Below are 25669 nucleotides of genomic sequence, written 5' to 3'. Positions count from 1 at the left end.
TTCAGTGAATGTGATTTGAAGTAGTGGACATGCATAGGCCAAAAGTTTGTTCATATAATGAGTGGGGCTATGTGAAATAAAAATAAAGGTTTAAATATGCTTAATAAAAAGGAAAAAGAGTTAAAGATGACGAATAAATTAGACGAAAAGGGGGGAGTTCGCTTATATTTTAATAAAATATAGTAAAGAAAATGTTCTACATAAAATAACCGCATAAGAATAAAGTAAATCAGCTGTTTATACACCAAAAAATACAGTTCCTTTCTATTAATAGTTTGTAAATGTGCTAATTTTTGAGAATAAATTTCTATTTAAGTAGTAGAATCATTGTGATATAATCCATTTTGGGAATAAGTAAGTAATTATTGTTATACGCAATTTGAAATACTATCCAATTATATAAAGTTGGATACATTTTTTATGGTTTTGGTTAACATAAACCTGAGGAGGGTCTCCATGCTATATTTGACCTTGTTTATTTGTTTTATTACATCTATTCTGATCACTCCGCTGGTTAAGAAGCTGGCGTTTAAAATAGGTGCAACGGATAAACCAAATCAACGAAAAGTTCATCAAAAAATTATGCCTCGCCTTGGAGGTTTGGCGATATTTTTTAGTTTTCTTATTGGATACCTCGTTTTACAGCCTGACAGTAAATATGCGCTGCCGATTTTAATCGGAAGCATCATTATCATCATTACCGGTGTCTTAGATGATATGATTGAGCTATCCGCTAAAATCAAATTAGGCGGTCAGCTAGTAGCGACATTAATTGTTGTTGTATACGGTGGAGTCCAAATTGACTTCATTAACTTGCCGTTTGGCGGAAAATTAGAATTCGGAATGTTAAGTATTCCAATTACGGTATTATGGATTGTAGGAATTACCAATGCTATTAATTTAATTGATGGATTGGATGGATTAGCTGCCGGCGTTTCCTCTATTGTATTGATTACCATCTCTGGTATGGCTATTATGATGGGTAATGTGTTTGTGACAAGCATGGGTTTCATCGTATTGGGAAGTACGCTCGGATTTTTGTTTTACAACTTTCACCCCGCTAAGATTTTCATGGGCGATACAGGAGCACTATTTTTAGGCTATATGATTTCTGTATTGTCTCTGTTAGGATTTAAAAATGTAGCGGTTATTTCCTTCATTGTTCCAGTTATTATTTTAGGGGTACCAATTTCAGATACGTTCTTTGCTATTATTCGCCGAATCGTAAAAAATCAACCGCTATCGGCTCCTGATAAATCTCATTTGCATCATTGCTTGTTGCGCTTAGGGTACAGCCATAGACAAACGGTTTTAATTATTTATGGAATGAGTGCGATATTTGGCTTAGCGGCAGTTATCTTTTCAAAGGTACAAACAATGTGGGGGTCTTTTCTTGTACTAGCTATCCTCCTTGTGGCGATTGAAATTATCGTTGAAAAAATAGGATTAGTTGATAAGACATATAGGCCAATTCTTAACATGGTTCGTGGGCTTCGTTTGAAAAATTAATTAAAAAGACCTCTTGCATATCCAAGAGGTCTTTTTAATTATTCTGTTGTATCTGAAGTTGATTCAATGCCTAAATGCTTGCGGAGCTTTTCACTTACTTTTTCCACTGAATCATTGTCTAGTTTGAAGTAGTAAACGCCGTTAATTTTTTCATCGCTACCGTCTAAGTTAATGGTTTCGATGTCTACTTTTTTCGAAGCGTAATCATAAAACGAAAGCATTTCACCGAACATTAAATTCGTTTTCATATTATCGCCAACAGCTTCGATAAGATTGCCATATTTATTAAGTGATCCAATGGAAGCAGCTTTTTTAATCATGGCTTCGATCAACTGCTGCTGTCTTTTTCCTCGCTCAATATCGTTGTCTTGTTTTCGTGTTCGAGCAACAGCTAACGCTTCTTCACCATTTAAATGTTGGTTTCCTGGTTTTAAGACAATAGCATTATGACGATCTTTTGAGTCCTTTTCACTCATCGCATAAGGTACATCAAAATCGATTCCCCCAAGTGAGTCTACAATGTCTGTGAAAGCTTTAAAATTCACTTTAACATAGTAATCAACAGGGACATTAAACAGCTGTTCTACCGTTTCTACAGTTGCTTTTGGACCTCCGTACGCATGCGCATGCGTAATTTTATCTTTTTTGTTCACTTCAGGTATATAAACCCGCGAATCTCGAGGTATGCTTACAAGCTTTACGGTTTTATTTGTTTCGTTAAAGGTCGCCAAAATCAAAGCATCTGTACGGGCTGATTTTCCGAACTTCCTGGTTTCACTATCATCTACGCCCATAAATAAAATGGATATATCATCTTTTTTGGGATCGATTTTACGATCACGCATAGGAGAGTTATCGCGATCTCCAAGTCCTTCATAAGAATCAGAAGCTACTGTTTTAGCCTTAACAAATAAATAAGAGCCATAAGCGGTTGCAGAAAGCCCTAAAATAAGGATAGGTAACAGAAAAAATGTAAAAAGCCTTCGTTTTCTTTTCCGTTTGTTTACTCTTTTTTGAAAACGTCTATATTGAGCCATACGGTTTCTCCTTTTATTCGTATATTCGAACACTTATTGTGACACTTAGTATGTGTTATAAATTGGAATGTATGAATCAAACTCGTCAAAGCTATGCGTCTTTACGAGGTTTTTACTCATTGACAAGTAGCGCAACCATCAGAATAGTTGCGCTATTTATCAATTGTACAATGTTTTTTAATAAGAGTAAATAATTCATTCTACATCTTCTTCTAAATAGGTCGTCTCACCTGCTCGAATATCTGCTTGGCCGTTTGTTAGCTCGGTCATCCATTCAATAAATGCTTCTGTTTGAGCTTCCTCTACAAATGTTTCAATCTCTACCATGTCTGCGTAGTGGATTTCTTTTAATAGATAAACGGAACTGCGAAGCTCATTTTCTAATTTTCCAAGCCATGTATAGTCGACGGTTGTATGCATAACCGCCATGAGAGTTCGTTTGACTGTACCTAATTCATTTAACGCTTCGGAAACGGATTTTCCATACGCGCGCACCAATCCACCTGCGCCCAATTTAATACCTCCGAAATAGCGCGTAACGACGACTACCGTATCTTTTAAGCCTCTCTTTTTAAGCACTTCTAACATTGGTACGCCTGCTGTTCCACTTGGTTCTCCATCATCGTTTGCTTTTTGAAATTGATCTCGTTCTCCAATTAGGTAAGCTGAACAGTTATGAGTAGCATTCCAGTGCTGTTTTTTAATGTCTTGAATAAATTGCTGAGCTTCTTCCTCAGTTGTTACACGTTTCATATGACAAATGAATCTAGATTTTTGAATAGTGATTTCATGTGAACCTTCTTGTTTTACGGTATAATATTGTGATAACAATCAAAAAATCCTCCTTAGCGTTATAAATAGAAGAAAAACGGGTATTTACGTACTGTTTACTTGCTATTAGTATAAAATGTTTATGAAAAGACATCAATTAATCAAATTCAACATCACTTAAACAAGCCATACAGAATATACGTTATAATAAAATAGTGTGCAGGCTTGTATAGCTAAATAATGAAATGATTTAAACAGGCAGTTAGTCACTGTTGAAGAGTGAGCGTAAATGGTAATCTATTCAAATAACGCGAGTCAAGCGTCGATTGATGTCGAGTTTGAGGGTACTAAAACAACCGTTACTTTTTGGATATAAAAAGTCAGATAGGGAGAAAATATGGATCTTATCCTCACAATTCAGATAGGTCATACGAATACTATATATAGCATGAACGTATAGACATTTCTCCGAATGTGAGTATAGTTTGGGGTGAGTAAATGTCGAAACATAAATTAACAAGCAAGGCACTTGATGAAATTTTTGAGAAGATTATTGGCACAGTGGGAGATAGTAAAAATGAAGTCTATCGCCTTTCTGAAGATGCCAGACAAGAATATCAGCAAATTAAAGAAGAGTTAGAAGTGTTAAAAGGAAAAGTTCTTGAGACGATAGAGCAAGGTGATAAATTAGAAACTCAGGCAAGGTTGGCTCGAAAGCGTTTGTCTGATGTGAGCCGACATTTTCAAATTTATTCAGAGCCTGAAGTAAAAGACGCTTATGAAAAAGCACACGAATTACAAACCAAGCTGCTGATGAATCAGCAAAGCGAATATCAGCTGCGCAATCGTCGAGATGAACTAGAAAGACGCTTGCTTACATTGGAAGAAACGATTAAACGTGCAGATCACTTAGTAGGTCAAATTTCCGTTGTGTTAAATTATTTAACAAGTGACTTAAAACAAGTAGGGGAAATAGTAGAAGATGCTATTCAAAAAGAGTATTTTGGCTTTCGGATTATTGAAGCTCAGGAAGAGGAACGGAAACGTTTGTCAAGAGAGATTCATGACGGCCCAGCTCAAATGCTTGCAAATGTTATGATGAGATCAGAATTAATTGACCGAATTTACCGGGAACGTAGTGCAAAAGAAGCAATGGAGGAAATTCGAGATTTACGAAAAATGGTTCGTTCTGCCCTATACGAAGTACGTCGAATTATATATGATTTAAGACCGATGGCACTTGACGACTTAGGTCTAATTCCGACGCTGCGTAAATATCTTGATACAATCGAAGATTATAACGAAGGCAAGCCTCGGATTACGTTTATTTCCATTGGACAAGAGAAGCGAACTGCTTCAAAATTAGAAGTAGCACTGTTTCGTCTAGTGCAAGAAGCTGTAACGAACGCATTAAAACATGCAGACGCGACGGAAATCCAGGTGAAGATAGAGTTCAACAATGAACACGCTATTTTGCTGGTCAAAGATGACGGCTGTGGTTTTAATCAAGAAGAGAAAAAAGAGAATTCGTTCGGCTTAATAGGAATGAAAGAGCGTGTTGATTTGTTAGATGGGACTATTTCTGTTCATTCGAAAATTAACCAAGGCACGCTTGTTATGATTAAAGTACCGATTATAGCCGCTTAAAAAGGCAGAGATATGTATATAAATAGGGGTCAATATAGAGTAAAACATTTGTTGTTCGATTTGGGGAGGAATCAAACATGCAGACAAGAATTATCATAATCGACGATCACCAATTATTCCGTGAAGGAGTAAAAAGAATTTTAGATTTCGAAAAAGATTTTGAAGTAGTTGCAGAAGGTGACGACGGTAGCGAAGTTATTGACCTTGTAGAAGAACATCAACCTGATGTTGTAATCATGGATATTAACATGCCGGCTGTGAATGGTGTAGAAGCTACGAAAAAGCTTGTAGAAGTAAATCCGGATGCTAAAGTTATTATCTTATCTATTCATGATGATGAGACATATGTAACTCATGCCTTGCAAACAGGGGCACGAGGCTATCTGCTAAAAGAAATGGATGCGGATGCGTTAATTGAAGCGGTGAAAGTAGTTGCAGAAGGTGGTTCATATTTACACCCTAAAGTAACGCATAGTTTAGTAAAAGAGTACCGTCGACTAGCAGCTCAAGGACAGTCGTCTTCTTATCCGCACGAACCAATTGAGATTCGCCGTCCACTGCATTTGTTAACACGTCGTGAGTGTGAAGTGCTACAATTGTTGGCTGATGGTAAAAGTAACCGAGGAATCGGAGAAGCATTATATATTAGTGAAAAAACCGTTAAAAACCATGTGAGTAATATTTTGCAAAAAATGAATGTAAATGATCGCACGCAAGCTGTTGTTGTGGCTATCAAAAACGGTTGGGTAGAAGTAAGATAAGTTCAAAAGTCCGATATACCACTAGGTATATCGGACTTTTTTTTTCTTTTTATAACTTTTTTTGAAATTGTGGGTAAAAAGTCATGTGTAATGAGAGAGGAAACCAACCGATAAGTTAAGGGAAGAAGATATCTTCTAGGAAGGCGAAGGGTGATACCTCTGTGCATTTACTCGTCCTTCAACTTTCGACAAAAGCATCCATACCTCAAAACAATGTCCATCCATTTGATGCAAGCTCTTGTAAAGGAAGGTCTTCAATACATTCAGATACATATGAGGTCGTAAAAGAATTTATTCAAACCTCAACTGGTATACTTTAAAAATTTAAGAGTTATAGCGCAACACATAGAAAATGGATTTAAAGAAGGCAAGAAGGTGATGAAGCTGAATTTTATAACGGAAGAATTAATCTATCATAAATCTCCTCAAGAGCTAACAGCTATGATGTATGAAAAATTTATTCAAAATATTGATGAAGCTGTTAGAGCAATTCAACACAGCGATTATTTTACAGCGAATGAAAAAATTAAACAGTGCAACGATATTTTATATCGTCTAGGAATTGGCTTAACATATCAAGCAGGTATTATTGCAGAGCAGTTAGATACCCTTTACAACTATATGTCTGAGAGATTAATTATGGCTAATTTAAAAAAAGATACGTTTATTTTATGTGAAGTTCAACAAATGATGAAGAAGCTTTCTAACGCTTGGAATGAAGTGTTAAAAGAGACGCCTAAAGTTACCTCTTCGCTCCGCAAAAACAAGCTGTCTTCTTATGAACAGCACATACGTATTACTCTTAGCTAAAGGATAATCATCATATCCACGCATCAGATGCCTCTCGAAACTTTTCAGCTAATCAAGCAAGCACATCTAAAAGTCTAAACTGAATGAAGTGTATACTAACAGAGCAAGGAGAGATACATAGTGGAGTTACAGCGAATTAACGGTCTTTCTTCTTCCGTGAATCTCATTAGAGAAAAAGAAGTAAGTAGTTCGGCTTCATTTACAGGAGTAATGGTAAAGAAACAAAAAGAACTGACCTATGAACATTTAACTCAAGTGATAAATAAAATTGAAGAACAGGGAAAGCAGTTAGTAAAAAGTCAAACTATTGATTCTTTGCGGAAATACAAGACGCTTGTGAAGCAGTTTATGAACGAAGTCGTTAAAAATGGTTTTGAACTGCATGAAGAAAGAGGATTTAACCACAGAGGAACGACTAAAGTATATAAGCTAGTGAAAGAAGTGGATACGAAACTAGTTGACTTGACAAATGATATCCTTCAAAAAGAAAAAGACAGTTTAAATTTACTCAAGCAGGTAGGGGAAATTCAAGGTTTGTTAATTAATATGTATACGTGAAGGAGCTTTTACTAATAGGTAAACCTCTCGTTACATGCATTTTAATCCTAAATGTTGTAGAATAGAGTGAAATTATTTTATATAACAAAGGATGGATCCCTATCTTATGAAAACAGCAATTATTACAGATAGTACCGCCTATATATCAGAGGAAATTCGATCAAACTATCATATACATATGGTACCGCTAAGCGTTATTTTTGGTGAAGAAACATATCGTGAAGAAGTAGATATGACTGCAAATCAATATTTCGAAAAAATTAAAGAAGCAAAAAATCTTCCAACCACTTCTCAGCCTGCTATTGGAGAATTTGTAGAGTTGTTTGAACAGTTAAAACGAGATCAGTTCGATGCTGCTATCGTTATTACGTTATCTAGTGGAATTAGCGGAACGTATCAGGGTGCTTTGACGGCAGGTAGCATGGTAGAAGACTTTGATGTGCACGTATTTGATTCAGAAATCAGCTGTATGGTTCAGGGCTTTTATGCGATTGAAGGAGCCGAGATGGTCCGATTAAATAAACATCCTGACGAAATCATTGCGCGTTTCGAAGAGATGAAACTATCAATGCGTGCGTATTTTATGGTAGATGATTTATCTCACTTACAGCGCGGAGGTCGCCTAAATGCTGCTCAGGCTATTATTGGCAGTCTTCTTCAAGTAAAGCCCGTGCTCCATTTTGAATCTAAAAAAATCGTTCCGTTTGAAAAAATTCGTACGCGTAAGCGAGCATTAAAACGAATTACCGAGCTTCTTGATGAAGATGCAAAAGAAAACGTACCTATGAAAGCTGTAGTTATTCATTCTAATCGTGAAAATGAAGCAAAAGAAATTCAACGAGACTTAGAACAAGAATATCCTCATATTGAATGGAGCCTTTCTTATTTTGGGGCTGTCATTGGCACGCATTTAGGTGAAGGTGCCATCGGTATAGGCTGGTATAAAAAGTAATCGAAAACCAAATCATTTGATTTGGTTTTTTTGCAGGAAAAAACACCTTTTTTTGCGTATATAGATGTGTACGATAAAAATGGAAAGGAATGAAGAGATGCTTTTTACTGTTAAACAAGAACTGCTAGATCCCGTTCAAGTGCCTAGTCCTGATGCTTTTCCTCTCTCTCAAATCGATACGTGGAGAACTCCACCTTTAAATCCTTCATACCCTTACTCTTTAGATCTTCAGCGCTCTTTAAGGGGAAAGCAGCTGCTACTCAATCAGACTCCCTATCCTTTACCCCTCATTCATGAACATTACCTAAACGGATATATTTCCTATCAAAAAGCAATCACCCAAAAAGAAAATCGATATAGATGCAACCGGTGTGGAAGTGATAGCCCTTTTTATTTCGCTTCATTTCCATGCAGTAGATGTCACCAGAACTGCTACTATTGCCGAGCATGTATTGTAATGGGCAAAGTAAGTGAATGCACACCCTTTATAAACTGGGAAGGGCCAGCAAGTAACGCCCTGCCAAAAAGCAGCGTGATGAATTGGAAAGGCACGCTGTCTAAAGCTCAAGAACGTGCTTCAAATGAACTCATTCAAGCTATAAAAAAGGATGGAGAGCTGTTAATTTGGGCTGTTTGCGGAGCAGGAAAAACGGAAATTTTATTTAAAGGTATTGAATCCGCGTTGAACAGCGGAAAGAAAGTCTGTATTGCTACTCCAAGAACAGACGTGGTTATTGAGTTAAAGCCAAGAATTCAATCGGCATTTCCGGATATATCTGTGCTGGCTATGTATGGAGGCAGCGAAGACCGTTTTCGTGAATCCTCTCTTATTATTTCCACCACTCATCAACTTTTGCATTATTATCAAGCATTCGATGTGCTTATTATTGACGAAGTAGATGCATTCCCGTATTCAACAGAGCCTATGCTGCACTATGCTGTTGCAAAAGCAGCTAAACACGTTGCGTCAAAGATTTATTTAACAGCGACTCCAAGTGAATCATTAAAAAAAGACGTTGAGCAAGGAAAAAAACAAGTAGTTAAAATTCCAGCCCGCTATCACCGAATGCTTATTCCTGTTCCTCGGTTTGAATGGTGTGGCAATTGGAAGAAAAAAATAAAAACAGATACCTTGCCTGCTAATGTTGAGAAATGGGTAAAAAAAAGAATAGATGAAGGGAAACAATGCTTTGTCTTCGTCCCGCAAATTAAGTGGATTGCTCCGATCACAGACATGATTCGAAAGCTGACCGAAAAGGTAGACGGTGTCCATGCTGAAGATTCCCAGCGAAAAGAAAAAGTAATGAAATTTAGAGAAGGGCAGCTCGTTATTTTAGTAACGACAACCATATTGGAGCGAGGCGTAACGGTTCCCAACATAGATGTTGCAGTATTGGGAGCAGAAGAAACGATTTTTACTGAAAGTGCTCTTGTGCAGATTTCAGGAAGGGTGGGGAGGAGTGCTCAATTTCCAACGGGAGACGTGGTCTTTTTTCATTATGGACAATCTCTGTCTATGCGAAAAGCAAAAGGACATATTGAACATATGAATGCTCTAGCTTATAAGGAAGGGCTGATTGATCGATGACAATATGTCTGATTTGTTTTGAACCTCTTGTCTCTTCTTTCGATTGGAGGTCATTGTTAAAATCTTCTTCAACGGATAGGATTTGCACTGTTTGCTTGCAAAGATGTCCCATCATCACCAGTAGCGTTTGCAGGGGATGCGGCCGCTCTCTTGCAGACCTGGCTCCTTCTCATTATGAGCTAGACACATGTAAGGACTGTCAGAAATGGAATGATGCTTCTTTTTTTAACCGTTCTCTTTATACGTACAGTGATTTTATGCAAAGCATAATAGAGCGTTTTAAATTTCAAGGAGACTATGAAATTATCCAAGCATTCAAGGAGCAGTGGTATAAGTTCTATAAAAAAGAATGTAATCCAAAAGCTATACTAGTTCCTGTACCTTTAACGGAGGAGAGATTATACGAAAGAGGGTTTAACCAATCTTTAGCACTAGCTGAACTGATCAGTGACAACATAGAAATGCCTCTTGTTCGTTGTTCAGGAACAAAGCAATCAAAGAAAAATAGGCGAAGTCGGCTGACAGAAAGGCTGGAATTTAAAGTAGTCGACTCCTCAATGGTTACGAATCAAGAATTTCTCTTGATTGATGATATTTATACAACAGGAGCAACCGTGCGCCAAGCGGCAAAGTGTTTGCAGGAAGCTGGGGCACGTTCAGTTCGTTCGCTCACTTTAATTCGTGCATGAAGATGTATAATTTAAAACTTTGACCGATAGTAAAATAAAAAACAAATGAGGAGTTTCGAATATGGGAACGTTAGATAATTGCAGGGAATGCGGTCATTTATTTGTGAAAATTGGATCAATAAGTATATGTAAATCATGTTTTGACAAAGAAGAAGCTCTGTTTCAACGTGTTTCTTCATTCTTGAAGAAAAGAGCAAATCGTACAGCAACGACTTACGAAGTGATGAAAGAAACGGGCGTTTCAGATTTGTTAATTCATCAATTTATTCGACAAGGTCGCTTAGTGTTAGCTAACTTTCCAAATATAAGCTATCCATGCATGCAATGCAACGCTCAGATTCGGGAAGGGAAACTTTGCCATTCATGCTCTCAAGAAATTAAACATGGGTTAGAAAAGCATAATCGTGAGATGATTCGTTCAAATGAAGAGCCCACGCGTCCCACCTATCGTTCTAACGAAAGGAAAAAAGAGTAAAAGTGTGCTGAATGTTTGCAGACTCTCTATCTATAGACCTATGTTTAAGGTGGACTGTGAAAATGGTCTCAACTTCCTTGCGGATGCTAAAGGTTTAGGTAGAAATTCCGATATAATGAATAGAGATAACGGATACAAATATAAAAAGAGGTGAGAGAGATGAAGATTAACCCATCGAACTTATTTGGAATAAATCCGTACAAAAAACAATCAGAAAAAACAGAACAGGTCTCTAAAAAAAATCCACAAGATCAGATTCATATTTCATCTGAGGCGAAGAAACTTCAGGGAAATGAACCATCTCCAGAAAGACTTGAAAAATTGGAGAAGCTCAAACAGCAAATTAACAGCGGAACATACGAAATTAACGGAAAAGAAATTGCTAAAAGTATTGTAGATTTCTATAAAAAATAAAAGGACTGACATTGATTGAACGTGCAAGAAATTCAAACGATACTAGAAAAACAAGTAACGCTTCATAAAAGTTTGTATGTCATTGTTAAAGAGAAAACGAATTTTATTATTAAACAAGATGTAAAGGCATTGACGGCTTCTTTGCAAAAAGAGCAATCTCATATAGCTGCTATTTCTGCACTGGAAACAAAACGTATAGAAGCAATGGAAAAAAGCGGACATACTGCTCGCTCCATTGAAGAAATAGCAGGCTCATTCTCTGAATACTCCATCTTGATACCCTTTCAAAAACAGCTAATAGATATCATTCAAGATATAAAGTATGCAAATGACTTGAACAATCAGCTGCTCACACAGTCTTTGCAGCTGATTCATACCGAACTAGACCTTCTTGTTCCATCGAAACGAGAGGATTCGTTCAATTACACAAAAACAAATAATAGATCCTTTCAGTCCAACTCTATTTTTAATTCGAAGGTATAAAGAACGGAGGAAAGCAGAATGAGTTCAACATTTCATGGTTTGCAGGTGGCTAAACGAGGAATGGATGCCCAACAAGCGGCTCTTTACACGATTGGCCATAACGTGTCTAATGCAAATACGCCGGGCTATACGCGTCAGCGAGTAAGTTTAGAAACGTTCCCAGCTTATCCAGCCCCAGGGATGAATCAGACTGGAACTGCGGGTCAAATAGGAATGGGAGTAGAAGCCAGCACGGTAGAGCGAATACGTGATACATTTTTAGATACCCAGTATCGAGATGAAACCATTAAAGTGGGGTATTGGGATGCACGCGCTGGTGCTCTTGAAAAAATGGAGGAAATTATGAATGAACCTACTGAAGATGGACTTTCAGCTGTTTTTAATCAATTCTTTGAGGCCATTCAAGATGTAGCTTCACACCCTTCAGAAGCAGGAGCCAGGTCTGTTATGATTGAACGAGCTGAAGCAGTAGGCGATACTTTCTCTTATTTATCTACTTCTTTAAAAACGATTCAAGGTGATTTACAAAACGAGCGTGACGTAGCCGTAACACAAGTAAATTCGTTGCTAGAGCAAATAAATAATGTGAACCAACAAATACAAAACGTAGAACCAAATGGCTATTTACCTAATGATTTGTATGATGAAAGAGATCGGCTGCTAGATGAGATTTCTAAATTTATGCCGGTTTCTTTAGAGTATACAAAAAGCAGCGGGAACGCTTCTGCAACGTCAGAAGGAGTGGTAACGGTTCAGCTTCAAACGTCTCAAGGACCTATTACTCTTTTAGATGGGAAAACTCATCAAATAAATGCCATCAGTTTGACAACAAATCAAGATTCCTATGTGACGGGCATTCATATAGGGGATGAGATACGGAACCCTGAGTCATTTCCTCAAGGAAAACTTAAAGGGTTAATTGAGGCTTCTGGATATATAGATAATAGTGGTAATAGAACTGGTGTTTACGCTTCAATGATTGATGATTTAGATGAAATGGCATATGAATTTGTGAACTGGTTTAATGATAAGCACGAACAAGGTGTCACGCTAGATGGTGAGAATGGTGTGTCCTTTTTTAATGAGATTTCTCAAAAAGAAGGAGCTGCAACTGGAATTGTTATTGCTGATAAAATCAAACAAAACACAAACAATATCGCTGCTGCTTCTTCGGCCTCTTCTGAAGATGATGGAACTGGCCGCAAAGGAGATGGACAAAATGCTCAGCTGTTGTCTCAATTTCGTCAAAAGGTGCTTATTAATTCCGGAAACGGAGCTGTTTCATTAGATGGATTTTATCAATCTGTCATTGGCCAAATGTCAGTAGATGCCCAACAAGCCAACCGCTTAAAAAGTAATTCAGAAACTCTCCAAGGAGCTGTGGAGCAAAGGCGCCAGTCTACCAGTGCAGTTTCATTGGATGAAGAGATGACCAATATGATTCAGTTTCAGCATGCATATAACGCTAGTGCCCGTATGGTGACTATGATTGATGAAATGCTTGATAAAATTGTAAACGGTCTTGGAACTGGAGGAAGGTAAAGATGCGTGTCACACAAGGAATGTTAGCGGCTAATTCGTTAAAACAGATTAGCAATAGCTATAATAAGCTGGAAACCCTTCAAAACCAATTATCAACGGGAAAGAAAATTACTCGTCCTTCCGATGACCCGGTAGTCGCTACGAAAGGAATGGCGTATCGGTCTAATCTTTCTGAAGTAAATCAATATAAACGTAATTTAACAGAAGCTCAGTCTTGGTTTGATAGTTCAGAATCAGGACTTGAACAAGTCAATTCCATTCTTCAGCGCACTAAAGAGCTGGTCGTGCAAGGGTTAAACGGTACGAATGAAAGTGGTGACCGACAAGCGATTGCACGTGAAATTGAACAGTTAAAGCTGGATTATATGCAAGTCGGCAATACGCAGGTGGCAGGAAACTATATCTTTAACGGTGTAAATGTGGGAGCAGCGCCGATTAGTGAGAATGCAAGCGGTATGATAGAATCGAATATTAATCTGGATCCTTTTTCGGTTGAGGTATCAAAAGGTATCCAGCTGAGAGTCAATATTCATCCTGAAAACATCTTTGGACAAGATGCATTCGACTTAATGAACAATGTTCAAACAGCTTTTGAACAAAACGATGTAAACTCACTAAAAGATCTTTCTACACAGGTAGACACGCAGCTGTCTACGCTATTAGCGGAGCGATCTGAATTGGGAGCAAGGAGCAATCGGCTTGAGCTGATCGAAAACCGCCTTGATTCACAGGAAATTACGGCTACTAAGATGCTTTCAAATAATGAAGATGCAGATATTGAAAAAGTCATTACGGATTTAACCGTACAAGAAAGCGTGCATCGTGCTGCTTTGGGAGTAGGGGCTCAAATTATTCAGCCTACGCTGCTAGATTTCTTGCGTTAAAAAGCTCCTTCTACACAGAAGGAGCTTTTTTATAATGAAAAAAGATAACAAGAAAAAATTAATTAGCAAAGGTGTGATGAGATGAAAATTTCCACAAGCTATCATGGAGATATAGAAATAGATAATCAGCAAACACTGACATTTAATCAAGGGATTCCAGGTTTTTTGGAAGAAACTGAATTTGTTATTTTACCACTTCCGGAAGCGGAAGCTTTCCAAGTTCTGCAGTCTACTCAAACCAAAGAATTAGCTTTTATTATCACGGATCCATTTCAGTTTTTTTTAGATTATGATTTTCAACTAGAACCCCAGGAAATCGAAAAGCTTCAATTACAACAAGCGGAAGATGCAGCTGTTTACGTATTGCTTACGATGTCAGATTCTGTGGAAAAGATAACGGCTAATTTGCAGGCTCCTGTTATTATTAATACAAAGCAACAGCTTGCTAAGCAAGTGATTTTAATGAATACAGCTTACGAAACGAAGCACAGGTTATTTGAGTAAGAGGAATAGATAAGGAGTGAGTCCATGCTTGTTTTAACACGAAAGTTACATGAAACAATCAAAATAGGTGATGAAATTGAAGTGACCGTCCTTGCAGTTAATGGTGATCAAGTAAAGTTAGGAATTCAAGCTCCAAAGTCTGTAGATATTCATAGACAAGAGATTTATGAAGAAATACGTAACGAAAATAAAAGTGCTTCTCAAATTACATTACATGCTATTGATATGCTGAAACAATTACCGAAAAAGAAATAAAACAATCAGGTTGAAAATAATTAAAAATATACCGTATAAATAATATCTAAATCGGGAAAGATAAACATATAGTATTCCCCACTATGTCTTAAGCCTTTCTCTTTAAGAGAAGGCTTCTTTTTTATCAAAAAATTGAACTGAATTTCTGTTTTTTTCCTTTTTATCGTGTATCATTAAATTTATTAAGTATAATTCAAATAAATTTAACAAAAGAGGAGAAGAGTAAATGAGTGATGTTCAAGAGTATCATGATTTATTAAAAGAAGCCGAAGATGTGGTTGTCAGTGCTTTAGCTGATACGATGGATTTATATGGTGTTACACCTTCAGTAGGAAGGCTGTATGGCATGCTTTATTTTATGGATGAACCTGTTACATTAGATCAAATGAGTGAAGAATTGGGTATGAGTAAACCAACGATGAGTACATCTATTCGTTCACTGCAAAATATTGACATGGTCCACAAAGTGTGGAAAAAAGGTGTTCGAAAAGACTTATATGAAGCAGAAAAAGATTTTTCTAAGTCCTTTTTTTCATTTTTCTGTAAGAAGTGGCAAAGAGAAATTTCAGTTAATTTAGAGGCAATCGAAGAAGCGGAAAACAAGCTGCAGATTCTTTTAAATGATGAAGATGTACCTGAGGAGATCGCAGTAAAAGCAAAGCGTAATTTAGCGCAGATTATAGAGTCCAAACATTATTATCATTTCTTGAAAAAAGTAGTGAAAGTTTTTGACGACCGAAGAATCATCGATATTTTAAATGAAGAATTAGCGAAAGAGTAACATAAAAAAGGCTGTTGAAAAATCAACAGCCTTTTATCATTTTTATACGGTTAACGGTGTAGCTTCAAAACAGCGGTTATAAATCCATTCGTAACTTTTTACAGTTAAATCACGAGGATTCCCAACTGTTTGAGGATCATTAAATGCTTCTTGCGCTAAGCGAGAAACCGCTTCTTTTGGAACACCTTGTTCTTCTAAAGAAGGGATTTGTACATCTTTAACTAATTGATATACTTCACGAACAGCTGCTTGAGCTGCTTCTTCAAGTGTTAGTTCATGTGTATTGACCCCTAGAGCTTGAGCTATGCGCGCAAATTTCTCAGGCTCACCCATCCAGTTATACTCCATTACAGGACCTAGCATTGCTGCTACGCAAGGGCCATGGGCAATTGGATAAATGCCTCCTAATGTTTGAGCCATCGCGTGAGCTGCTCCTGCAGATTCACTTCCATATGAAAGGCCAGCAAGCATAGCTGCATGCGCCATTCCATAGCGTGCTTCGATATCCTGTCCATTTGCAACTGCACGTCGTAAGTATTTTCCAACGTACTCAATAGCCAATAAAGCAACAGAGTCTGTCATTGGTTGCGCAAAGTGGCATGTATAACACTCAATTGCATGAGCTAATGCGTCAATTCCTGTACCGGCCGTAATATGTGAAGGCATAGATACGTGCAGTTCTGGATCAATAATTGTTAAGTGAGCAGCAATTAAAGGTCCACCTGTATTAAACTTAAACTCACGAACAGGATCCGTAATGACGGCCCATTGTGTGACTTCGCTTCCTGTACCCGCAGTTGTAGGGATTGTTGTTAAAGGAGGGATACGTTTTGTTAAAGGTTTTTTTCCTTCAGCTGCTTCATAATCTAAGACGGGAGCATTATGAGCTACTTCTACACCAATAGCTTTTGCCGTATCCATTGAACTTCCGCCTCCAACAGCTACTAGTCCGTTGCATCCATTTTCCTTGTACATTTTTGTGCCGTCTGCTACTACGTGAATAGAAGGGTTGGCTTCTACTTGGTCAAATAGAATAACGTCTACGTCCGCTTCTTTTAAACTAGCGATTACGGGATCTGCTAAACCTACTTTTTTTACACCAGGATCTGTTACTAATAAAACTTTAGACACACCTAGGTTTTTTACTTCCTCTCCAGTATGTTTTACAGCACCAATTCCATGTTTTACAACCGTTGGCATCTCAAAACTTTTTAAACGTTCCATTCTTTCAAATCGCATAAACATCTTTAAATTCCCCCTTAATTTTTATTGAAACCAGCGCATTGGCTGTGGATTTGTATTGGTATAAATATGTTTAATTTCCGTATACTCTTCTAGACCGATATGGCTAAGCTCTCTTCCAATCCCAGATTGCTTATAACCTCCCCAAGGAGCCTGCGGGAAGTAGGGATGATAATCGTTAATCCAAGTTGTTCCCATACGGAGTGCTTTCACTACACGTTCAGCTCGGTTCATATCACTTGTCCAAACAGCTCCAGCTAATCCATAGATCGTATCGTTAGCAAGTGCGACTGCTTCTTCTTCAGTACTGAAGCGCTCAATTGTCATAATCGGACCAAATGACTCTTCTTGGACAACTTTCATGTCTCCATGACAGTTTGTAAAAATAGTTGGTTCGATAAATAATCCTTTTTGTAAAGAATCCTGAGTTGGACGCTTGCCTCCTAAAACAAGAGAAGCACCTTCTTGTTTCCCTAGCTCAATATAATGTTCCACTTTAGCTAGATGTTCTTTTGAGATAACGGGTCCCATTTGAGTGGCTTCGTCCATGCCGTCCCCTAGCTTAATTTTTTTGGCTTGTTCAATAACTGCTGAAACAAATTTATCGTGAATATCATCTTGAACGAGTAATCTCGCACCAGCTGAACAAACTTGACCAGCATGAAAGAAGACCGCATTTAATGCATAGTCAACCGCAGTGTCAAAGTCAGCGTCAGCAAAGACGATATTCGGATTTTTCCCTCCGAGTTCAAGAGCAATTTTTTTAAAGTTGCCTGCGGCAGCCTGCATGACTTTACGTCCAGATACTCCGCCACCTGTAAAGGAAACTAAATCTACTAAGTGACTCTCTGCCATTTCTTGTCCAACGGTCGCACCTGGACCGAGCACAATGTTAATGACGCCTGCTGGAAAGCCAACTCTTTCAAAAATTTTCATCATATGAATAGTTGTTAAAGGGGTGATTTCGCTTGGTTTAATAACAATTGTGTTCCCAGCAGCAAGTGCGGGAGCCAATTTCCAAGAGGCTTGCAATAACGGGTAATTCCAAGGAGTAATTTGGCTGCACACGCCTACAGGCTCACGGACAACGCGGCTAACAGAATCGGGATTAGGTGACTCAATCATCTGTCCGCCATCTTTATCTGCTAATCCAGCATAGTATTGAAAGACATCAGCAATTCCATCCATGTCTGCTAGGCTTTCAACGAGGGTTTTTCCGGTATTTAAGGTTTCAAGCTTTGCTAGTTCCTCGCGATCATTGCGAATTTCTTCCGCTACTTTAAATAACAAAGAACCTCTTTCGGCCGCTGTAAATTTAGACCATTCACCTGCATCAAAAGCTTTTCTAGCTGATTCAATGGCTTCTATGGCATCAGCACGATTTCCTTCTGTAACGACAGCGATAACCTCTTGATTAAAGGGGTTTACAATTTCTCTTTTCTCGCCGCTGCGTGCTTCAACCCATTGGCCGTTTATGTGCATTTTCTCAAGCATAAGTGTTTGTTCCAATAGCATCGACCTCCAAATAATAGAATTTGTTAAATTTATATTTAACGTTCTTAACAATTTGAATTATAGCATCGGCCATTTAATTTAGTCAAATCCAAAAACTTTAAATGTTCTGAATTTAAATTGATTTTCTTCTCTATTAAGAGCTGATTATTCGGATATTAAGAAAAAATTTAACAAAAAGTAATTAAAAAATACTGATTGCTATGTCCCTTGATACAAAAGGTTTTTTTATGTATGAGCTATGAGAATATTATTCTTTTTTTATATGAAAACCCTTAAACTTTTTTGACAATATCCTAAACATTCAGATATATTAACCATAGTACGATATCTGCTTGCATACAAACCTTGAGAAACAAAGGATTTTGAATGTGGAAATTAAGAAAGGAGTTTAGAGAGAAGATGAAAATAATTATGAATTTTTAGCTGAATAATAAAATAAGTCAATTTAAATTATTTTAATATAATTATATAAACGTAATTTCTCCCCTTCGTATTGGTATTTATAATCCAACTATTTATAGTTTATTCTAAAAAAATCTATTTTTAGGTTTAATTGTATGCTGGTAGGAAAAAGGAATAGAGGACAGTTATGTCTTTAGATTTCTTTATCAATTTAAAGGATGTGAGACGATGCAAAATGCTAAAAAGCCATTTCGTTCAGACACACAACAAGCCAGGCCTGAAAAGTCGAATGAGACTTCTGACTTTTCAGGGAAATCAAACAGAAACAACCGTCTACTAACCCCCTTATGGACAACTATTATAGGATTTTTCATCTTTATGGTTGTCGCATTTATCTATTCTCTCTATAATCCAGATCTCTATTGGCCAGGCCTCATTTTAATGTTCATTATGTATGGTGTTATTTATTTTATTGGTGCTCAAGCTGCTGCAAGTAAAAAAGGAAAATCAGATGATATGCTTGTTGCGGGAAGATCTATGCCGCTATGGATTTCAATGTTCACAATGACCGCTACTTGGGTAGGTGGAGGGTATATTGCTGGAACGGCCGAAACTGTTTATTCCTCAGGACTGACTTGGACGCAAGCGCCATGGTGTTATTCAATCAGCTTAATTTTAGGCGGTATCTTTTTTGCTAGAAAGATGAGAAGGTTTGAGTTTATGACAATGCTCGATCCTCTAGAATCTCGTTTCGGTAAGAAAATGGCTACGGTTCTTTATTTTCCAGCTATATTAGGAGAGCTGTTTTGGAGCGCAGCTATCTTAACTGCTTTAGGAACAACATTCGGTGTGATTTTAGGCCTCAGTTTTTCAATTTCCATCATTCTTTCCGCACTTATTGCCATTGCATACACCGTGATTGGCGGCTTGTGGGCAGTAGCACATACCGATATCTTACAGCTTTCTATTATGTTTTTAGGATTATTTCTGGTGCTTCCTTTTGCATTTTCGAATACGGGAGGGGTGGGAGCCGTTTTTTCTACTTATTCAGAAGGTATGACTGGTTCTCTTCATTTATTTCCTCCATTAAAAGGCTGGGAAGATCCAAAATGGGGAAATACATATTGGCAATGGTGGGATAGCACATTTTTACTTATTTTTGGTGGTATTCCATGGCAGATTTATTTTCAGCGCGTGTTATCTGCTAAAAATGAAAAAGCAGCAATGTGGCTATCTATTACAGCCGGCATTTTTTGCGCTCTAGCGGCCTTGCCTCCAACTTTAATAGGAATGATTGGTTACAGTGCGGACTGGTCTTCATTTGGAGCGTCAAGCCCTGAGAGCGCGTCTATGATTTTAACATACGTATTTAAATATCTAACGCCTGATTTAGTAGGAGCGATTGCGCTTGGAGGACTAGCTGCTGCCGTCATGGCTGCAGTAGCGGCTTCGTTACTTTCAGCTTCGGGAATGGCAGCTTGGAACGTATATCGTCCGATTGTAAAACCAAATGCGACACAGGCGCAGTTAGATAAAGTTATTAAACGTTCTATCATTATCATTGGAACTGGAGCAACTTTAATTGCTTTAAACTCTGAGAGTGTCTACTCCTTATGGTATTTATCAGGGGACCTAGTGTATTGTATTCTTTTTCCACAATTGGTTTGCGCTTTGTTCTTTAAAGGAGCAAACTGGTACGGATCTTTGGCTGGATTCATTGTGTCTCTTGTTCTTCGAATCGGTGGAGGGGAACCGCTGCTTCATTTAAAAGCGCTGCTTCCGTATCCGATGATAGAAGACGGGGTGGTCATGTTTCCATTTCGTACATTTGCGATGGTAGGCGGGTTATTAACTATTTTTATTGTTTCTTACGCAACGCGACGTATTTGCCCGCCTCAGCCGCTTCGAAACCTTCATCGTGACATATCGGTTGAGAAATAATCAAAAACAAAATAAAAAAAGCCGCAGATGCGGCTTTTTTATTTTGCAATATTTTCTGACTCGGAAAATTGATCGTCAGGTCGCTTGTTGTTTGTTTTTTTGATGAACGAGTATGAAAGAAGAACCACAGCGGTTAATCCAAGAGTTAAGAAAAACTGTGAGCGCATCGAATCAATAAATGCCATTGATAAGAAGATCACGGTAATAACAGCAATTGTTACGTATGTTAAATACGGGAACAACCACATTTTCATCCCTTTAATTGGCTGGTTGGCTCGATTCATTTTCTTACGCAGGCGTAAGTGAGAAATAGCGATAGCTAAATATACAATAAGAGCAATGGCTCCTGATGCATTAACTAAGAATAAAAAGAGTTTATCCGGCGAAACGAAGCTAAAGATAGCACATACATATGCGGCAGCTGTGCTAATCCATACGGCTCTTGCCGGCACGCCTGATTTGCTTACTTTTGCTAAAGCACGAGGAGCTTGTCCTTTTTGAGCTAATGATAAAATCATTCGTGAGTTCGTATACAAAGCAGAGTTCAAGCAAGACAAAACGGATACTAATACGACTAAATTCATAATTTGTGCAGCAGCTGGAATGTTGACCATTTCTAACATTGTTACATATGGACTTTTTAGTAAATCAGCTGAGTTCCAAGGTAAAAGAGTTACTAAAATAGCAACTGAACCAATATAGAAAATTAAAATTCGCCATACGACACTGCGAATAGCAGTTGTGATAGCTTTTGCTGGATTTTCTGATTCACTAGCTGCAATAGCCGCAATTTCAGCTCCAAAATAAGAGAAAATAACGGTAATAACTCCTAAAAAGATAGAGTTCGTACCTTTTGGCATAAAGCCCCCGTGGCCCGTTAAATTAGCTAGGCCAGGTGAAGATGTACCTGGGATCAATCCGAAAATAATAGCTAAACCGATTCCCATAAAAGCAACGATTGCCACAATTTTAATCATAGCAAACCAATATTCAAATTCTCCAAATGATTTGACAGAGAACAAGTTTGTTAAAGTTAATGCAAAGGTTAAGATTAAGCTTAAAAGCCAAATTGGTACGGAAGGGAGCCATTCATGAACAATTGCTCCTCCTGCAGTGGCTTCAATCGCAATTACAATTAGCCAGAAAAACCAGTAAAGCCATCCAACAGCATAACCTGCCCACGGGCCAATTCCTTGCTGAGCATATGTCGCGAATGAACCTTTATCTGGATTTACCATAGCCATTTCACCGAGCATACGCATTAATAGAACGACTAACAGTCCGGCTGCTGCATATGAAACTACTGCTGCTGGGCCTGTTGCGTTAATAACGGATCCGCTTCCTACAAACAAGCCGGCCCCGATAATACCTGCAATGGAAATCATGGAAACGTGACGTTGCTTTAACTTTCCGTGTGATTCTGTTTTGTTTCCCATCGTATTCACTCCTTTAAAATTATCGAAAGACTATTAGAAAATAAAGTAAATTCTGAAAATATAAATAGAAATTCCTCCCCTTACCTTTATAATAAGCAAGAAGTGTGCCAATTATCAAATTCCTATAAAAATCGACTTTAAGTTACTAAAATCGACGCATTTTAAGTCGAAAAAGACTCATTTTATTCACTATAGACTTATTCGCCATTTGGGATGTCGAGTATATACGTATATTTTATACAAGTTTTCGACATACATCTTATTTATCTTGTATGATAAAAGATAAATCGGTATTATGTTCCAAGAAGAATGTTTGAAAGGGTGCGTGTGTTTGAGAAAATTTATAGCTGTTATTTTTCTATTTATTATCCTTTTATTTGGGTTGTATTTTTTCGTTAGTCCAGTTAGAAATGTTGAAAAGCTTGATCAGACTGCTTCATTATCTTCACTAGCACAAGAAAAGTCCGCTCGTGCGACGTCGCTAGAACTGAACGGAGGCTCCCCTATTTTAGGCTACCGATTGAGCGAGAGCGATGTTAACGATTATTTGCGCAGCTACCTTTATGAAAATGATGAAACGGTTGAGGGAGCAGAAGCGGAGTTGCTTCCGGAACATATAAAATTTTATATTAATAAAAATGTAGTATCTTTTATGGAATCACAGTTTGTAGTTGATGTAACACCAAATGCCGAGAATGGAAAGCTTGTTTTGAAGGTGAATAGTGTGCATTTAGGAAGAATGCCGATTCCCAGGTCTCTTGTATGGGATCGCTTAAATATTAACGAGTCTTCTGATGTCACGGTCGATAAAGAAATGAATGAAATTACTCTGCTCAATAATTTGCCAGATTCCATTTCGTTTGAGCAAGCAGATACAACGGATGAATATATAAATTTATCTGCCTCTGTAACCATTGATTCGTTACGAGATATTATAAATATAGCACCATACCTTATTCCTAAGGATATTCAAAGGAATTTATCCCAGAAACTGAACTTGTTTGGCCAATAATAAAAAGCTCACTTATTGTAAAAAAATAAGTGAGCTTTTTCTATCTTGCACCCTTTGACCTATGAAAAAAATGTTCGTTTTACCGATACAAAATAGAGAAGTGGTGAACCTATGAACGAATAGGGAGATTCGAAAAAATATACTTATATTTTATGGCTAGCAGTTGATGGATAGATGAATAAAAAAACGGTGGTGATGGTAAGTGGTAAGAGTAAGTGGGTTAGCAAGTGGGATGGATATTGATCAAATCGTCAGTGATTTAATGAAGGCTGAACGAATGCCTATTGATAAGATGAAAAAACAAAAGCAAACGTTAGAGTGGCAGCGCGACGATTATCGCTCTATGAATTTGCTGTTATCAGACTTTAATAATCTTGCTTTTAATATGACCTTGCAGTCTTCTTATTCGTCCAAAACGGTATCTTCAGCAGATGAAACAAAAGTAAAAGCAGCAGCTACTTCCTCAGCAGGAAATGCGTCTTATACCCTTTCAAACGTGACAATGGCGACTGCTGCTCAGACTATTAGCACCAGTATTGATTCTAGTATGGATCCGACGAAAAGCTTGTGGTCTCAACGCGGGTCGATGGATTCAAGTGTTTGGACTGAGAAAACAGTGGAACAAGCCGCCATAACATTAAGTGCGGATACTAGTACAGTGAAATTAGCTAAAGGTGCTGTTTCTGCTGTAAATCAGAACACAGGCACTTTAAACTCTATATCCGTTACCACGGATGGTACAAGTAAAGCGTATACCGTAAGAATAGGAACAGCGGCGGGAACTATAAATTCTAATGAAGTATTTATTAACGAAGACACAGGTGAAATGACGTTTGGTACCACATTAACAAGCGGCAGTACAATTGAAGCGTTCTCGTATCAGCAAAATGTGCTGAACTTTTCTATGACAACTTATGATAGTACAGGCAAAGCAACAGGAAATATTCAAGATGGGGGAAGTACGCCATTTGAATTTGATGGTTCCACCTCATTAAACACCCTTCTCACACAAATCAGTAATTCAAAAGTAGGCATTTCAGCTTTTTTTGATGAAGGAACGAATAAAGTTGTCATGACTCGTAAAGATACGGGGAATTTATCTTCTGTTGACAGTCCAGATGGATCCAATATGGTTTTTTCAGGAGCATTTTTGACAACGGGGTTTCTACAGCTTGCCGGTAATGCGAAAGGAACAGACGCAAAATTTACGCTAAACGGTCTAGAAACAACTCGTAAGTCTAATACATTTACAACGGGAGGCGTTACCTATACCCTTCAAAATAATTTCACAGGAGATGTGCGCGTTAACGTAAGCAATGATACGCAAAAAGTATTTGATACAATCAAAGATTTTGTGACTAAATATAATGAGCTGATTGAGAAAATTAATGGAAAGATTACCGAAGAAAGAGACCGAAACTATCAGCCTTTGACGGATCAAGAAAGAGAAAAGCTAACGGACAAACAAGCTGAGCAGTGGGATGATAAAGCAAAAAGCGGTTTGTTAAAAGGAGACACAATTTTATCAAGCGGGCTGAATCAAATGCGTTCTAACTGGTATGCCTCTGTATCAGGAGTGAGCGGAGCATTTTCACAGCTAACGGACATCGGTATTTCAACTAGCGCAAACTATAGTGATCGAGGCAAGCTAGTGATTGAAGGTGACGGGACTAAATTAAAAGAAGCAATTGAAAAAGACCCGCAGTCTGTTATGGATTTATTTATGAAAAGTGGAAGTACAACAAGTGAAAAAGGGATTGTACGACGTTTACGAGATACGATTACTCAAACCGTATCCAAAGTTGAGCAGCGCGCTGGCCGTTCAACATGGACAAGTGAACAATTTTTGCTTGGGCGGAATTTAAAAAGCGTAAACAGCCAAATTACTAGTTTTGAAAGCAGGCTCACACAAGTAGAGGACCGGTATTATCGTCAGTTTACAGCAATGGAGAAAGCCATTCAAAATGCAAATGCTCAAAGCGCGCAGTTATCGCAATATTTTAGTTAAGAAGGAGTGAACGTTTATGGCAGCAAATAATCCATATCAAGCGTATCAGCAGGGAGCTGTTCAGACTGCCTCTCCAGGAGAGTTAACGCTTATGCTGTATAACGGGTGTTTGAAATTTATCAAACTTGCACGAACAGGCATACAGGAAAAAAATATTGAGCTAAAAAATACGAATTTGTTAAAAGCACAAAATATTATTCAAGAATTAATGATTACCCTTGATACAAACGTGCAAGTTGCTAAGTCTATGATGACTATGTATGACTATATCAACCAGTGTTTAATTGAAGCGAACACAAAAAATGACATAGAGAGCTTGGATGAAGCCGAACAATATGTAACAGAGTTCCGCGATACGTGGAAGCAAGTTGTGCAGCTTCACCGCCAGCAAGTCCATGGAAGCGGCGGCCAAGCATAAATATGATAAACGAACTGTATCAGATAACTGACGAG

Annotated in this window: 25 protein-coding genes; 20 read left to right on the top strand and 5 right to left on the bottom strand. The window is 37.9% G+C overall.

Going from position 1 to position 25669, the window contains the following annotated elements; genetic code table 11:
* Nucleotides 1-456 precede the first annotated feature (456 nt).
* Nucleotides 457-1509 carry a glycosyltransferase family 4 protein gene (locus LJY09_RS25415; protein ID WP_013059776.1) on the top strand — a complete coding sequence of 351 codons (1053 nt, stop codon included), beginning with the start codon at nt 457-459 and terminating at the stop codon, nt 1507-1509.
* Between the two features lie 38 nt (nt 1510-1547).
* Here the strand turns inward: LJY09_RS25415 and LJY09_RS25410 are convergent, their stop codons facing one another.
* Complete coding sequence (locus LJY09_RS25410) at nt 1548-2546, bottom strand: LCP family protein (protein ID WP_028412005.1); 999 nt, start codon at nt 2544-2546, stop codon at nt 1548-1550.
* Nucleotides 2547-2741: 195 nt separating this feature from the next.
* Complete coding sequence (locus LJY09_RS25405) at nt 2742-3377, bottom strand: YigZ family protein (RefSeq protein WP_028412006.1); 636 nt, start codon at nt 3375-3377, stop codon at nt 2742-2744.
* Between the two features lie 438 nt (nt 3378-3815).
* On the opposite strand from LJY09_RS25405, the gene LJY09_RS25400 reads away from it, so the two are divergent.
* The 15 genes from LJY09_RS25400 to cudC all read left to right on the top strand — a co-directional run bounded on the left by LJY09_RS25400 (nt 3816) and on the right by cudC (nt 15660).
* Nucleotides 3816-4964: a sensor histidine kinase gene (locus LJY09_RS25400; protein ID WP_013059773.1), complete on the top strand. Its 1149-nt coding sequence runs from the start codon at nt 3816-3818 to the stop codon at nt 4962-4964.
* A 77-nt stretch (nt 4965-5041) separates the two neighbouring features.
* Nucleotides 5042-5725 carry a response regulator gene (locus LJY09_RS25395; RefSeq protein ID WP_013059772.1) on the top strand — a complete coding sequence of 228 codons (684 nt, stop codon included), beginning with the start codon at nt 5042-5044 and terminating at the stop codon, nt 5723-5725.
* A 378-nt stretch (nt 5726-6103) separates the two neighbouring features.
* On the top strand, nt 6104-6535 hold the full coding sequence (gene fliS / locus LJY09_RS25390; protein WP_228307800.1) for a flagellar export chaperone FliS: 432 nt from the start codon (nt 6104-6106) through the stop codon (nt 6533-6535).
* Nucleotides 6536-6655: 120 nt separating this feature from the next.
* Nucleotides 6656-7093 (top strand): YaaR family protein, encoded by a 438-nt coding sequence (locus LJY09_RS25385; RefSeq protein ID WP_033580405.1) that lies wholly within the window; start codon nt 6656-6658, stop codon nt 7091-7093.
* 106 nt (nt 7094-7199) lie between these two features.
* The gene (locus LJY09_RS25380; protein ID WP_033580406.1) at nt 7200-8045 is read left to right on the top strand and encodes a DegV family protein; all 846 of its coding nucleotides are present in this window, start codon (nt 7200-7202) and stop codon (nt 8043-8045) included.
* Between the two features lie 97 nt (nt 8046-8142).
* The gene (locus tag LJY09_RS25375; protein ID WP_228307455.1) at nt 8143-9633 is read left to right on the top strand and encodes an ATP-dependent helicase ComFA; all 1491 of its coding nucleotides are present in this window, start codon (nt 8143-8145) and stop codon (nt 9631-9633) included.
* Nucleotides 9634-9728: 95 nt separating this feature from the next.
* A complete protein-coding gene (locus LJY09_RS25370; protein WP_224980623.1) occupies nt 9729-10322 on the top strand; it encodes a ComF family protein in 594 nt (197 codons plus the stop codon).
* Between the two features lie 61 nt (nt 10323-10383).
* Nucleotides 10384-10797, top strand: a complete 414-nt coding sequence (locus LJY09_RS25365) for a TIGR03826 family flagellar region protein (RefSeq protein WP_028412012.1) — start codon at nt 10384-10386, stop codon at nt 10795-10797.
* Nucleotides 10798-10956: 159 nt separating this feature from the next.
* Nucleotides 10957-11211: a flagellar biosynthesis anti-sigma factor FlgM gene (gene flgM, locus LJY09_RS25360; protein ID WP_014457790.1), complete on the top strand. Its 255-nt coding sequence runs from the start codon at nt 10957-10959 to the stop codon at nt 11209-11211.
* Between the two features lie 21 nt (nt 11212-11232).
* Nucleotides 11233-11694, top strand: coding sequence for a flagellar protein FlgN (locus tag LJY09_RS25355; RefSeq protein WP_228307799.1), 462 nt, complete (start codon nt 11233-11235; stop codon nt 11692-11694).
* A gap of 18 nt (nt 11695-11712) precedes the next feature.
* Nucleotides 11713-13236 carry a flagellar hook-associated protein FlgK gene (flgK, locus tag LJY09_RS25350; protein ID WP_028412014.1) on the top strand — a complete coding sequence of 508 codons (1524 nt, stop codon included), beginning with the start codon at nt 11713-11715 and terminating at the stop codon, nt 13234-13236.
* Between the two features lie 2 nt (nt 13237-13238).
* Nucleotides 13239-14120, top strand: a complete 882-nt coding sequence (gene flgL / locus LJY09_RS25345; RefSeq protein WP_228307454.1) for a flagellar hook-associated protein FlgL — start codon at nt 13239-13241, stop codon at nt 14118-14120.
* A gap of 81 nt (nt 14121-14201) precedes the next feature.
* The gene (fliW, locus tag LJY09_RS25340; RefSeq protein WP_028412016.1) at nt 14202-14624 is read left to right on the top strand and encodes a flagellar assembly protein FliW; all 423 of its coding nucleotides are present in this window, start codon (nt 14202-14204) and stop codon (nt 14622-14624) included.
* A 24-nt stretch (nt 14625-14648) separates the two neighbouring features.
* Nucleotides 14649-14879 carry a carbon storage regulator CsrA gene (gene csrA / locus LJY09_RS25335; RefSeq protein WP_029714345.1) on the top strand — a complete coding sequence of 77 codons (231 nt, stop codon included), beginning with the start codon at nt 14649-14651 and terminating at the stop codon, nt 14877-14879.
* A gap of 226 nt (nt 14880-15105) precedes the next feature.
* A complete protein-coding gene (gene cudC, locus LJY09_RS25330) occupies nt 15106-15660 on the top strand; it encodes a choline uptake/conversion transcriptional regulator CudC (protein WP_028409671.1) in 555 nt (184 codons plus the stop codon).
* Between the two features lie 42 nt (nt 15661-15702).
* Here cudC and LJY09_RS25325 read toward each other — a convergent pair whose 3' ends face one another.
* Nucleotides 15703-16905, bottom strand: a complete 1203-nt coding sequence (locus LJY09_RS25325) for a choline dehydrogenase (RefSeq protein WP_016765895.1) — start codon at nt 16903-16905, stop codon at nt 15703-15705.
* Between the two features lie 21 nt (nt 16906-16926).
* Nucleotides 16927-18417, bottom strand: a complete 1491-nt coding sequence (betB, locus tag LJY09_RS25320; protein ID WP_176521382.1) for a betaine-aldehyde dehydrogenase — start codon at nt 18415-18417, stop codon at nt 16927-16929.
* 630 nt (nt 18418-19047) lie between these two features.
* Between betB and LJY09_RS25315 the strand changes: the two genes are divergently transcribed.
* Nucleotides 19048-20760, top strand: a complete 1713-nt coding sequence (locus LJY09_RS25315; RefSeq protein WP_228307453.1) for a high affinity choline transporter 1 — start codon at nt 19048-19050, stop codon at nt 20758-20760.
* Nucleotides 20761-20798: 38 nt separating this feature from the next.
* Here LJY09_RS25315 and LJY09_RS25310 read toward each other — a convergent pair whose 3' ends face one another.
* Nucleotides 20799-22196, bottom strand: a complete 1398-nt coding sequence (locus LJY09_RS25310; RefSeq protein WP_154990613.1) for an amino acid permease — start codon at nt 22194-22196, stop codon at nt 20799-20801.
* Between the two features lie 331 nt (nt 22197-22527).
* On the opposite strand from LJY09_RS25310, the gene LJY09_RS25305 reads away from it, so the two are divergent.
* From LJY09_RS25305 to fliS (LJY09_RS25295), 3 genes are all read left to right on the top strand, one after another.
* Nucleotides 22528-23208 (top strand): hypothetical protein, encoded by a 681-nt coding sequence (locus LJY09_RS25305; RefSeq protein WP_154990612.1) that lies wholly within the window; start codon nt 22528-22530, stop codon nt 23206-23208.
* A 202-nt stretch (nt 23209-23410) separates the two neighbouring features.
* Nucleotides 23411-25216, top strand: coding sequence for a flagellar filament capping protein FliD (gene fliD, locus LJY09_RS25300; protein WP_028412022.1), 1806 nt, complete (start codon nt 23411-23413; stop codon nt 25214-25216).
* A gap of 16 nt (nt 25217-25232) precedes the next feature.
* Nucleotides 25233-25634, top strand: coding sequence for a flagellar export chaperone FliS (fliS, locus tag LJY09_RS25295; protein WP_028412023.1), 402 nt, complete (start codon nt 25233-25235; stop codon nt 25632-25634).
* The last annotated feature ends 35 nt before the right edge of the window (nt 25635-25669 follow it).

The organism is Priestia sp. J2, from assembly GCF_020790095.1.
Classification (GTDB): Bacteria; Bacillota; Bacilli; order Bacillales; family Bacillaceae_H; genus Priestia; species Priestia zanthoxyli.
This window is presented reverse-complemented; position numbering and strand designations above follow the sequence as displayed.

What these genes read in the sequence shown, in the direction of transcription:
- LJY09_RS25415 (WP_013059776.1), top strand. Translation starts at nt 457, where the DNA reads ATGCTATATTTGACCTTGTTTATTTGTTTTATTACATCTATTCTGATC.
- LJY09_RS25410 (WP_028412005.1), bottom strand. Translation starts at nt 2,546, where the DNA reads ATGGCTCAATATAGACGTTTTCAAAAAAGAGTAAACAAACGGAAAAGA.
- LJY09_RS25400 (WP_013059773.1), top strand. Translation starts at nt 3,816, where the DNA reads ATGTCGAAACATAAATTAACAAGCAAGGCACTTGATGAAATTTTTGAG.
- LJY09_RS25395 (WP_013059772.1), top strand. Translation starts at nt 5,042, where the DNA reads ATGCAGACAAGAATTATCATAATCGACGATCACCAATTATTCCGTGAA.
- fliS (WP_228307800.1), top strand. Translation starts at nt 6,104, where the DNA reads ATGAAGCTGAATTTTATAACGGAAGAATTAATCTATCATAAATCTCCT.
- LJY09_RS25380 (WP_033580406.1), top strand. Translation starts at nt 7,200, where the DNA reads ATGAAAACAGCAATTATTACAGATAGTACCGCCTATATATCAGAGGAA.
- LJY09_RS25375 (WP_228307455.1), top strand. Translation starts at nt 8,143, where the DNA reads ATGCTTTTTACTGTTAAACAAGAACTGCTAGATCCCGTTCAAGTGCCT.
- LJY09_RS25365 (WP_028412012.1), top strand. Translation starts at nt 10,384, where the DNA reads ATGGGAACGTTAGATAATTGCAGGGAATGCGGTCATTTATTTGTGAAA.
- flgM (WP_014457790.1), top strand. Translation starts at nt 10,957, where the DNA reads ATGAAGATTAACCCATCGAACTTATTTGGAATAAATCCGTACAAAAAA.
- flgK (WP_028412014.1), top strand. Translation starts at nt 11,713, where the DNA reads ATGAGTTCAACATTTCATGGTTTGCAGGTGGCTAAACGAGGAATGGAT.
- flgL (WP_228307454.1), top strand. Translation starts at nt 13,239, where the DNA reads ATGCGTGTCACACAAGGAATGTTAGCGGCTAATTCGTTAAAACAGATT.
- fliW (WP_028412016.1), top strand. Translation starts at nt 14,202, where the DNA reads ATGAAAATTTCCACAAGCTATCATGGAGATATAGAAATAGATAATCAG.
- csrA (WP_029714345.1), top strand. Translation starts at nt 14,649, where the DNA reads ATGCTTGTTTTAACACGAAAGTTACATGAAACAATCAAAATAGGTGAT.
- cudC (WP_028409671.1), top strand. Translation starts at nt 15,106, where the DNA reads ATGAGTGATGTTCAAGAGTATCATGATTTATTAAAAGAAGCCGAAGAT.
- LJY09_RS25325 (WP_016765895.1), bottom strand. Translation starts at nt 16,905, where the DNA reads ATGTTTATGCGATTTGAAAGAATGGAACGTTTAAAAAGTTTTGAGATG.
- betB (WP_176521382.1), bottom strand. Translation starts at nt 18,417, where the DNA reads ATGCTATTGGAACAAACACTTATGCTTGAGAAAATGCACATAAACGGC.
- LJY09_RS25315 (WP_228307453.1), top strand. Translation starts at nt 19,048, where the DNA reads ATGCAAAATGCTAAAAAGCCATTTCGTTCAGACACACAACAAGCCAGG.
- LJY09_RS25310 (WP_154990613.1), bottom strand. Translation starts at nt 22,196, where the DNA reads ATGGGAAACAAAACAGAATCACACGGAAAGTTAAAGCAACGTCACGTT.
- fliS (WP_028412023.1), top strand. Translation starts at nt 25,233, where the DNA reads ATGGCAGCAAATAATCCATATCAAGCGTATCAGCAGGGAGCTGTTCAG.